This window comes from Massilistercora timonensis (genome assembly GCF_048354975.1).
GTDB lineage: Bacteria > Bacillota > Clostridia > Lachnospirales > Lachnospiraceae > Massilistercora > Massilistercora timonensis.
In genome coordinates, this window is record NZ_DBGCJQ010000014.1 from 1 (window position 1) to 2,970 (window position 2,970).

Annotated in this window: 3 protein-coding genes and 1 pseudogene; all 4 read left to right on the plus strand. The window is 49.4% G+C overall.

From position 1 onward, the window contains the following. On the plus strand, window positions 1-518 hold a 518-nt coding region (locus ACML7B_RS01045; RefSeq protein WP_418538962.1), incomplete at its 5' end, for a winged helix-turn-helix domain-containing protein. A 77-nt stretch (window positions 519-595) separates the two neighbouring features. Next, entirely contained in the window at window positions 596-2,035 is a 1,440-nt protein-coding gene (locus ACML7B_RS01050; protein ID WP_418538965.1) for an aminotransferase class I/II-fold pyridoxal phosphate-dependent enzyme, read from the plus strand. A gap of 76 nt (window positions 2,036-2,111) precedes the next feature. Continuing rightward, window positions 2,112-2,699, plus strand: coding sequence for a hypothetical protein (locus ACML7B_RS01055; protein ID WP_021651241.1), 588 nt, complete (start codon window positions 2,112-2,114; stop codon window positions 2,697-2,699). Between the two features lie 101 nt (window positions 2,700-2,800). Then, a pseudogene (locus ACML7B_RS01060) lies at window positions 2,801-2,970 on the plus strand (DNA polymerase III subunit delta); the annotation flags it as partial.

Sequence of the window (2,970 nt, forward strand, 5' to 3'; positions counted from 1 at the left end):
TGGATGGCTTTGATATCTGCCGGCAGGTCCGTGAGGAGAAGAATACGCCGATCATTATGGTTTCGGCCAAGAAGGATGATATCGATAAGATCCGCGGACTGGGTCTTGGTGCGGATGATTATATGACCAAGCCGTTCAGCCCAAGTGAGCTGGTTGCACGTGTGAAGGCGCATATGGAGCGTTATAACCGGCTGGTTGGTTCCAATGTGCATAAGAATGATGTGATCGAGATCCGTGGTATTAAGATTGATAAGACGGCCAGGCGTGTGTGGGTCAATGGTGAGGAGACGACGTTTACTACTAAGGAGTTTGATCTTCTGACTTTTCTGGCTGAGAATCCGAACAGGGTTTTTACAAAGGAGGAGCTTTTCCGGGAGATCTGGGATATGGAGTCTGTGGGTGATATCGCTACGGTTACGGTGCATATCAAGAAGATCCGTGAAAAGATCGAGTTTAATACGGCCAAGCCTCAGTATATTGAGACGATCTGGGGTGTGGGGTACCGGTTTAAGGTGTGACAGAAATGTGATAAAAATGGAGGGGAATATCGTATGGTGATAGCCCCTCCTTGTTTTTAGGATGAAAAGGACGAACTATGGAAGACAGATTATACAAGAAACTGGAAGCGTACGGTAAGAGTGATTTTTATCCGTTTCATATGCCGGGGCATAAGAGGAATCCGCTGGCTGTGGAGGGGGATTTTCCGGTGGAGAGGGATATTACGGAGATTGATGGGTTTGATAACCTGCATCATGCTGAGGATATTTTGAAAAGGGCCCAGGAGGATGCTGCACGGCTTTATGGTGTGCCGGAGAGTTTTTACAGTATTAATGGAAGCTCCGGGGCGATCCTGGCGGCGGTGTCTGCGGCTGTGGATAAGGGGGGACAGATCCTGGTGGCAAGGAACTGCCATAAGGCGGTTTACCATGCGATTTATCTGCGGGAGCTGAGTGCCACGTATATTTATCCACAAGAGGATCCGAAATTGGGGATAAACGGAGGGATTTCACCCGGCCGTGTGGAAATGTATCTGGCGGAAAATCCGGAGATCCAGGCGGTGCTGATCACTTCACCGACTTATGACGGCATCGTGTCGGATGTGGCTAGGATCGCGGAGATCGCGCATCGCTATGGTGTGCCGCTGATCGTGGATGAGGCTCACGGGGCGCATTTTCGGTTTTCGGATTATTTTCCGGTGTCTGCGGCGCAGCTTGGTGCGGATGTGGTGATCAACAGTGTGCATAAGACGCTGCCCTGTCTGACCCAGACGGGGGTGATCCACCTGTGCAGTGATCGTGTGAGCCGGGAAAAACTGAAGCGTTTTCTGGGAATCTATCAGAGCAGCAGTCCTTCTTATATTCTTATGAGCAGCATTGATGCGTGCATGGATAAGCTGGAGCGTGAGGGGGATGAGATGTTCCGTGTGTTTACGGAGAATCTGGAAAAAGCACGCAGGCGTCTTTCCGAGTGTAAGTATATCCGGCTGGTAACGCCGCAGGCCTGTGAGTGCCAGAGAGTTTTTGATTTTGACAGATCCAAGATATTGCTTTCTACTGTGGACAGCTCGCTGAACGGCCGGGAGCTGCACCAGATCCTCCGGAGGGAGTTTCATCTGGAAATGGAGATGGAGGCGGAGAATTATGTGCTGGCGCTGGCGGCTGTGGGTGATACGGCGGAGGGTTTTGAGCGGCTTTGTGATGCTATTGAAGAGATCGACCGCCGTGAATCGTTAAAATACAGAGAAGAGGCTGTGGAGAAGGAGCCTTTGAAAAACGGAAAAATGAAGCAGATCATGCGGATCTCCCAGGCTATGGATGCGGAGAGTGAGCGGTGTCCGCTGGATGAGTGTATCGGACGTACGTCCGGGGAGTTTGCATATCTTTATCCGCCGGGGATCCCGCTGATCGTTCCGGGGGAACAGATTTCTGGACATTTCGTAAAAAATGTGAGAAGATACCTGGAACAGGGCTTTGAGGTCCAGGGCCTGAGCGACCAGACCAGTGAGACGGTGTGTGTTGTGAGAAATGAGATGTGAGGTGCGTGGCAGCAGACGGATCTGTGTATTACGGATCAGAGCGTGTATAGTAACGCATATGCAGCAGAGGAGACATATGGGAAAGATTTTTTACATTATGGGAAAAAGCTCTTCCGGTAAGGACAGTATTTACAGACAGCTGGAGGGGAATCAGGAGCTGGGGCTTAAGCGGCTTGTGATCTATACTACCCGTCCGATCCGGGATGGAGAGGAGAACGGAAGAGAATATTTTTTTGCAGATGAGAATAAACTGAAGGAGTTCCGAAGAAACGGGAAGCTGATCGAGGCGCGTACTTATCAGACAGTTTACGGGCCGTGGACATATTTTACTGCGGATGACGGGCAGGTGTCTGTGGGTAATGACAGCTATCTGGGAATCGGTACACTGGAGTCTTTTGTGAGGCTCCGGGAGTATTACGGCAATGAAGTGATGTGGCCTATTTATATAGAGGTGGAAGACGGAGAGCGTCTGGAGCGTGCGCTTGCCAGGGAGAAGACCCAGGAGGTGCCGAAGTACGAGGAGATGTGCAGACGTTTTCTGGCAGACCAGAATGATTTTTCCGAGGAAAATATTCTTAAAGCAGGTATATGGAAGCGTTTTGAGAATCATAATCTGGATGAATGTGTGAAGGAGATCGTAAATTATATAAAATCTGTACAATAAGGAAAAATAGTTTTTTTTATACAGAAGATTATGTTATAATTAGTTGAAAGATGTCCGCCGGGTATAACGGAGGGCACAAAAGGCAGAAAGAGGTGATTCTTATGGCAGGATTTCATGACATCATCGGCCATGACGATATAATCAGGCATTTGAAGAATGCGATAGAGACAGGGAAGGTATCCCACTCTTATATTTTTACAGGGGAACCGGGATCCGGCAAGAAGCTTCTTGCGGGGACTTTTGCAGCAGCGCTGCAGTGTGAATCGGGAGA